This is a genomic window from Nostoc sp. CALU 1950, from assembly GCF_051172895.1.
In the GTDB taxonomy this organism is placed as follows: Bacteria; Cyanobacteriota; Cyanobacteriia; order Cyanobacteriales; family Nostocaceae; genus Nostoc; species Nostoc edaphicum_A.
In genome coordinates this window covers 1-7,028 of record NZ_JBDNJQ010000261.1, presented here as the reverse complement: position 1 = coordinate 7,028, position 7,028 = coordinate 1, and the positions used below count along the sequence as shown (strand labels likewise).

Genomic DNA, 7,028 nt, shown 5'->3' with positions numbered 1-7,028 from the left:
TTTAGGGGGATCTAAAACTTTTGATACCGACAAAAGGACTTTTCAAACAACCTCTAAGCCACTAACTGAATTACACCCCACTGTCCATTTGTCAACCAAGAAGAGTCAGATTTGGCTACTTCTTCAATCACTTCTGGTTTTAAACCTACTATTACTTCTGACTTCAGGGTGCGTAGAGCTACCATTGGCACAGGTAAGTAAGAGACTATATCTGCAATATTGGTGCTAAAGTTCCAGTGGCGATCGCCTAATAATCGGCGATAATTGGCATCTCCTTTGACTATAACCAAACTCGCATTGGCTAACTCATTTTTGAGAGAGTTGGGTATTTCCCAAAAGGCTAAAGGCGATGTCCAAAAGTAATCTTCAGATAACACTAAACGCCCTGATGCAATATTTTCTTGCAATCTTTGAGCAAAAGATGTAACTTGTTGATGTCCAGTAGCGGCTAAAAAGTTGGTTGTGTAATGTACATCCTTAATCATGGCATCAGATACAAAAGTCGGATGTGGTTTTAAGTGTAGGTAAACCTGATTAGCCAGTCCGCTACTTAATAGAAAATCTACTAAACATAAATCACAAACAAGTTCAAAACCAGCATTGTCTACAACAAAATCAATCCGTCTATCTTGATAACTAGTTAACAGTTCTATCACTTGAGAAGCATCATTTACTAGGATGTGAGCTAGTTGGGTTTGAATATCAAAACGACTCCGGTCACTCTCGAATGCTGACCATAAACTTAAGTCAACTCGATTTCCCCACAAAGCAAAATATAATAGTGTAATTAAAGCTGTTTGGTTTGATTCTCCCTTCAATTGTGAATTATCCAACCAATTTTTAGCCCGATCGCACAGCAAAACAATCGAGTCCAGAGATACTTCCAAACCTTGAGATTTTTGCAACTCAAATGGATCGACGCCTTGCCATACACCAGGGCGAAAATAATTGGTAATTTCCAGAATTAATCGAAAAAAATAAGTTTCGGCAAAAAACCAGGGAACATCTATCCAACGTTGATCCTTGTAAAATTCTAAATATGTATTCCAGGCGGAAAAATCTCTAACAGTGTCATTTAAAAGAGGTGGCAAAAATCCAGTCGGCAGTTCTGTAGCTAAGTTTTCCAAGCTGGTATTAATCTCAGATGAGAAATTATTTTCAGCGATAACTCGGCGAGCGATCGCAGGCATTCGTTGAGTGACTGTAAACTCAGTAAAAGAACCGACTTCTGACCCCAAAAGAGACGGTGGTATGGGTAATTTGGGGATGTGGGATGTATTTACCACCAACTTTTCTTGCCTTCGTAATTTCAGTTATTCTAACTTGAGCATGAAAATGAGGTGGGGAAATTGTCAAATCAACTCAAAAGCGGGATAAATTAACTGATGGCTGCAAACAAAGTATTTAAGAAAGTCAGAAAATCTCTTCAGGAAGCTGGAATCAGGTTTGTCCGTATCCTTTGGTGTGACAACGCCAACATTATTCGTGGCAAAGCTGTTCATATCGAGATGTTATCCCACTACTTTGAGTATGGTGTAGGCATTTCTGCTGGACAACAGGGAGTCCCTGTAATGTATGATGCTGTCATTCCCGAAACTGGTCTAGGCCCGGTAGGCGAAATCCGCTTAGTACCAGATTGGTTTAGCTTCACTCCTTTACCTTATGCTCCCAATCATGCTCGTGTAATGGGAAATATGGTACTTAATGGTAGTCCTTGGGCGCTATGTCCTCGCAATTTCCTGGTGCGGATGATTGAGGCGGCGAGACGCGAGGGGTTGGAAATTCGGGCTGCATTTGAAAATGAATTTTATCTATTACGGCAAACATCTGAGGGAATTGTACCCGCAGATTCGACAGTTTTTGCTTCGACTCAGGCAATGGATAAGCATCAAGAAGTAATTGATGAGATAGTCGAGGCACTCATCGCCCAAAAAATTCCTGTAGAGCAATATTATCCCGAATCTGGCCCAGGTCAACAGGAAATCTCTATGGGATATACTGATGCTTTACGAGCAGCTGACAGACAGATTACCTTTAGAGAAACTGTGAGAGCGATCGCTCATTACCACAATCTTACAGCCTCTTTCTTACCCAAAATTTTCCCAGATGCCGCTGGTAGCGGTTGCCACATCCATCTTAGCCTCTGGCGTAACGGGCAAAATCTCCTACCAGATCCTCAAGGTGTCTGCGGTCTTTCTCAAATAGGCCAAGCATTTATCGCTGGTATACTCGATCATTTGCCAGCACTGATGGCGTTAACTACTCCTAGTACTAATTCCTACCGCCGCATTCGTCCTCATAGCTGGAGTGGTGCTTTCCGTTGTTGGGGACTAGACAACCGTGAAGCCGCCGTGAGAGTGCCCAGCAATCCTGGATTCAACGGTTCCAGCCATTTCGAGTTAAAAACCGTTGATGCATCAGCCAATCCTTACCTCGCTTTAGGTGCGGTAATTGCAGCCGGACTCGACGGTGTGCAACGAAGTCAAAAACCGGGAAATCCTGTTGCACAAGACCCCGGACACCTGTCAATTGAGGAACGTCATACTAATGGTATTGACCTTTTACCACAAAGCCTTGGGGAAGCTCTAGACCACCTAAAACAGAATAATATTCTTTTAAATGCTTTAAATCCAGACTTATCGCAAGCATTTTTAGCAGTGCGTCAAGCTGAGTGGTCAGCCATGAAAGATTGGGGATTGGAGGCAGAACTAAAGCTTTTATTAGATAAATACTAGAGTTCTTAATCCCCACAAGTTAAGCTAAAAGGCTAAATTTCATCGGATGAAAGTACAGCATTTAATAAATCCGTTATTAGCTCAGTAAACTTATATTTATTCAGATAAATCATTAGTGTTGCTGAATGATGTCAACTGCGATTCAAGTGCGTTGAGGTAACTTGAATCATTTAAAACTTTGGCTGGTAACTTGTTAGCCCTGATAGCAGCCTGAACCACATCTTTCGCAGTCAGGCTTCCTATTTGGTATGCAGATATTAAAGCGCCTCCACTGGGAATACCCTGCTCTTTTAAATAACCTTGATAAGCTAGAAAGGCAGTATTGAAGGGTTGTAGATAACTGTCCTCTGTAGAATTTTTGCGTAAAGCATTAGAGTTAACATCTGCATTTATTTGTCCACCACTATTGTTAGTATTAGCTGTTTGAGCGCCAGCAATTCCAGGTATAAAAGCAATAGAAGCAATGATAAGTGCAGAATTGAATAAGGTTGTGAGTTTCATAAATTTATCCTCATGAGAACTAGATTAATTAACGAAAAACTGTAAATAATGTAAGTTAAACATCAAAATTACCAAAACCCATCATGTAATAGGCGATAAAGGCAGTATCAAAGGGTTTGAGGTAATTGCCATTCCTGGAATGTCTAGGGAAAGTGTCAGAGTTTGCAGTTATGTTTATTGATTGGCTATGATGATTCTTGCCTGGATAAGGGTTAGTGATTTTAGGCATAGAATTAAACCAAGCAACAATATGTGCAGAATTTATCAAGTTTGTGAGTTTCATAGAGTTATCCTCAATTAGAACAAAGTGCAATCAGTATTTTTTAGTAATAGAATCTACTGTTATATTAATCTCAACCTCTTATAGTGAGTTCACCTGATGGGTTGATTTGTTAATTACCCAAACGGGTTAGTCAAATTCATCCCAATTGGAGCAGTTAGGAATTCGGAGAAGGTTTAGTAAGAATTTAAAAGAGGAAAATATATGCTAGATAAAATCCTTTGCTGGTAAGTATTTCTAGAAGGTGTGTTAGCGTAGCTCGCCATAGGCATCGCTTACTCAAATATCTAAATATTTTTTGCTTGAGCCTATAAACCAAAATCCAACTTCTTTTGGCTAATTAACTTTGCATATCAATATCCTAGAAAATCTTTACGATAGAAGCAAATGCTTTTAGTTTTCAAATTAATAAATAAAAATGATTATGAGAAGGAGTCAGAAGACAGAATTCAGAATACCCCATGCCTGAGAGGATGTTTAAAAACTTTCTCTCTGTAACTTTAGGCACTTTTGATCCCCCCTAACCCCCCTTAAAAAGGGGGGAACTGGAGTCAAAGTCCCCCTTTTTAAGGGGGATTTAGGGGGATCTAAAACTTTTGATACCGACAAGAGGACTTTTCAAACAACCTCTGAAGTCAGGGGTAACAATCGGAAAGAATTTAATATCACCGCGCGTTTAAAATCGGGGGCTTTAAACCTCGATTCTCCATCCAGTCGCACAGAATCCATTCTGGATTCTGGCTCAGGAATTGCTGAATTTTTCTTTGATAATTAATACTGGAAGAAAATCCCGACAACACATTGCCTCTTCGTGACTGATGATCTCTTTTGGTAGCGTTACAGATTCCATAAATTCGCTACAAACAAGCTGATAGTGTCAAAATGTTATGTGTATAGTTTATTTACAAAGTCATTTATGCCGAAAGCAATTTGGAATGGAACTGTTTTAGCCGAAAGTGATAATACTGTAGTTGTGGAAGGCAACCATTATTTTCCTGTTGACACCATTAACAAGCAGTACTTCACAGAAAGTAATACCCACACCACTTGTCCTTGGAAAGGTGTCGCTAGTTACTACAGTATCGACGTTGATGGACAAATCAATAAAGATGCTGCTTGGTATTATCCCAGCGCTAAGGAAAAAGCTAAAAATATTGAGGGCTATGTTGCCTTCTGGAAGGGCGTAAAAGTTGAGGCTTAATAAAGGTTCCTGGAAGTATTTTAGTTTCAGGTAATTGATATTATGTCCGACTAATTGCCCATAAAATAATCAGCCCGCTTGTGCGGGCTGACTATTTAAACTATTTGCGAATTTTTTTAATACGTAATTATATCTTCGTCTTGCAAAATGCTGCTTGCTTTCTCTTCGCCAGCCAAGCCAGACTACAAGCAAGTATAGTACCAGCGATCGCACTTGGTTCGGGTACTCTTGTCGTCACTATAAGAGTAACAGGTGTAATAGTTATGTTGCCTCCATTATTACTACCAGCGTTCATTTCCCCAGAATTGTCAATGATAATGCTACCTCCTTCTACTAAAAGATTGCCGGCACTGCCAATTGTCCCAGAATTGCCGCCGTTAGGTGTAACTGTTACATTACTATCATTTATGAAAGTCAGTTCATTAGCATTAATCTGCCCATTATTGCCGTTGATAGTGCTATTGATAAATGTTACGTTACCAGTACTGTTATCTATCTTCACATTGTCGCCGCTAACAGTACTATTGGTAAACGTTACGCTACTAGAATTGTAAGCATTGATATTACCAGCGATCGCAAGCCCAGAAAGAGTAACATCGGCGGCGTTAATATCAAACACGGGGAATTGATTATTGCCACTGATGGTTAGTAAATTAGCACCTGGGCCATTAATAGTAAGATTTTGAGCTATCGCAAGTGCCCCACTCGTCAGGGTAATTGTACTAGGATTACTGCCCAGTAAGAACTCTACCACGTCATTGCTAGTTGCAATGTTGATCGTATCTCGCAATGAGCCAACGCCACTGTCATTGAGATTGTTAACCGTCAAAGTAGCAGCCCGTGCTGATTCCACTTGCATTATTACCCAGCCCAAAGCAACGGCTGTGGAAATAGCTTGAGCGACAGCCTTTTTTCTATTGTTTTTTATCACCTAAAACTCCCGGTATTAATTTGTCAAAGAATAAAAAAGTTAATTGTACAATTACATAGATACATCATAATGTTTAAATTTAATTTGCAAAGCGGGTTTTAATAATTAACAGATTGAAAATGTAATTAAATAATTTTCAAAAGGCTGTGAAATATTGCCCGTATTGCTAGAAATGCTTCAATATGCAGCGAATAGCGATCGCCTATTCATAGCTTTGACTTGAATCAAAGGTGCTTCACTCGGCATCAATACCTTTCCACACTTGAGATACAGGTATAGTATTTCCGATCATCGCATCGTACCAACCTTTTGTAAATCTGAGTTGTGCTGGTAATAGTATAGGACTTGTATATATAAGTTTTGCTTAAGCTGTGGTAACGATCGCATAAGCATTTGCCACAAATAGATAAGCATTCATAACGAAACAGGTTGTGTTGTTAACAAAACAGGTTGCGTTTGTAACGAAACAGGTTGTGTTAGTAACAAAAAAGGTTGTGTTAGTAACAAAAAAGGTTGTGTTGGTAACAAAACAGGTTGTGTTAGTAACGAAACAGGTTGTGTTGTTAACAAAACAGGTTGTGTTAGTAACGAAACAGGTTGTGTTGGTAACAAAACAGGTTGTGGTAAAGACAAAAACTTTATTCCTAACAATGGCTTTTGTGTTCGTAACGAGTGAACAAGCTATTGTCATCACGGGAATTTCATTTGTAACGTTGCTGCTGGGAAATTGCTCAAATTCTTGTGAAGAGGATTTTCTTTAAGCTTCGCATCGCACGAGTTGCAAAGTTATGCTGATGCCAAGCTTGATAAAAATCGGGGTAATGCATATTTTGGGCACATTCCCAGGCTAAATTGTAGAAATTATCATCCAATCGCCAATAACGACTTACAGCTTCAACTGCTTTAAACCGATGGTTATTGTCTTGTATGATTTGCCCTAAGCTTCCTGCTACCTCTTTACGGGTGTAGTAATCCACAGATGTTGATTGCACCAGTTGTACCAAAGCAGCGATCGCAATTTCATTGCCTGGGTCGATTTGCCCTAAGCTTTCTGCTGCCTTTCTACGGGTGTCGTCATCCACAGTAGTTGATTGCACCAGTTGTACCAAAGCAGCGATCGCAATTTCATTACCTGGGTCGATTTTCCCTAAGCTATTTGCTGCCTGCATACGGGTGTAGTCATCCACAGTAGTTGATTGCAGGAGTTGCACCAAGGCAGCGATCGCATCTTGATTCCCTGTGCCGATTTTCTTTAAACTTGATGCTGCCTGCTTACGGATGTCGTCATCCACATCAGGTGATTGCAGCAGTTGCACCAAAGCGGTGATCGCATCTTGATTCCCTGTGCCGATTTTCCTTAAACTTGATGCTGCCAAACTA

At 40.0% G+C, this 7,028-nt stretch carries 8 protein-coding genes; 3 read left to right on the top strand and 5 right to left on the bottom strand.

Going from position 1 to position 7,028, the window contains the following annotated elements:
• Positions 1–53: 53 nt before the first annotated feature.
• Positions 54–1,286: a damage-control phosphatase ARMT1 family protein gene (locus tag ABF638_RS36150; RefSeq protein ID WP_435027581.1), complete on the bottom strand. Its 1,233-nt coding sequence runs from the start codon at positions 1,284–1,286 to the stop codon at positions 54–56.
• A gap of 99 nt (positions 1,287–1,385) precedes the next feature.
• On the opposite strand from ABF638_RS36150, the gene ABF638_RS36145 reads away from it, so the two are divergent.
• Positions 1,386–2,735 carry a glutamine synthetase family protein gene (locus ABF638_RS36145; protein WP_435027580.1) on the top strand — a complete coding sequence of 450 codons (1,350 nt, stop codon included), beginning with the start codon at positions 1,386–1,388 and terminating at the stop codon, positions 2,733–2,735.
• A gap of 96 nt (positions 2,736–2,831) precedes the next feature.
• Here ABF638_RS36145 and ABF638_RS36140 read toward each other — a convergent pair whose 3' ends face one another.
• Together ABF638_RS36140 and ABF638_RS36135 are read right to left on the bottom strand one after the other, a co-directional pair.
• Entirely contained in the window at positions 2,832–3,236 is a 405-nt protein-coding gene (locus ABF638_RS36140; protein ID WP_435027579.1) for a hypothetical protein, read from the bottom strand.
• A gap of 55 nt (positions 3,237–3,291) precedes the next feature.
• Positions 3,292–3,519 carry a hypothetical protein gene (locus ABF638_RS36135; RefSeq protein ID WP_435027578.1) on the bottom strand — a complete coding sequence of 76 codons (228 nt, stop codon included), beginning with the start codon at positions 3,517–3,519 and terminating at the stop codon, positions 3,292–3,294.
• A gap of 913 nt (positions 3,520–4,432) precedes the next feature.
• Between ABF638_RS36135 and ABF638_RS36130 the strand changes: the two genes are divergently transcribed.
• On the top strand, positions 4,433–4,717 hold the full coding sequence (locus ABF638_RS36130; protein WP_335016871.1) for a DUF427 domain-containing protein: 285 nt from the start codon (positions 4,433–4,435) through the stop codon (positions 4,715–4,717).
• 127 nt (positions 4,718–4,844) lie between these two features.
• On the opposite strand, the gene ABF638_RS36125 is transcribed toward ABF638_RS36130, so the two are convergent.
• Positions 4,845–5,648, bottom strand: coding sequence for a PEP-CTERM sorting domain-containing protein (locus tag ABF638_RS36125; RefSeq protein WP_435027577.1), 804 nt, complete (start codon positions 5,646–5,648; stop codon positions 4,845–4,847).
• 431 nt (positions 5,649–6,079) lie between these two features.
• On the opposite strand from ABF638_RS36125, the gene ABF638_RS36120 reads away from it, so the two are divergent.
• Positions 6,080–6,409: a hypothetical protein gene (locus ABF638_RS36120; protein WP_435027576.1), complete on the top strand. Its 330-nt coding sequence runs from the start codon at positions 6,080–6,082 to the stop codon at positions 6,407–6,409.
• Here ABF638_RS36120 and ABF638_RS36115 read toward each other — a convergent pair.
• Positions 6,380–7,028 (bottom strand): HEAT repeat domain-containing protein (locus tag ABF638_RS36115; RefSeq protein ID WP_435027575.1); only part of this gene is annotated, 649 nt, incomplete at its 5' end. The two genes, ABF638_RS36120 and ABF638_RS36115, sit on opposite strands and share 30 nt — an antisense overlap.

What these genes read in the sequence shown, in the direction of transcription:
- ABF638_RS36135 (WP_435027578.1), bottom strand. Translation starts at nt 3,519, where the DNA reads ATGAAACTCACAAACTTGATAAATTCTGCACATATTGTTGCTTGGTTT.
- ABF638_RS36130 (WP_335016871.1), top strand. Translation starts at nt 4,433, where the DNA reads ATGCCGAAAGCAATTTGGAATGGAACTGTTTTAGCCGAAAGTGATAAT.
- ABF638_RS36140 (WP_435027579.1), bottom strand. Translation starts at nt 3,236, where the DNA reads ATGAAACTCACAACCTTATTCAATTCTGCACTTATCATTGCTTCTATT.
- ABF638_RS36145 (WP_435027580.1), top strand. Translation starts at nt 1,386, where the DNA reads ATGGCTGCAAACAAAGTATTTAAGAAAGTCAGAAAATCTCTTCAGGAA.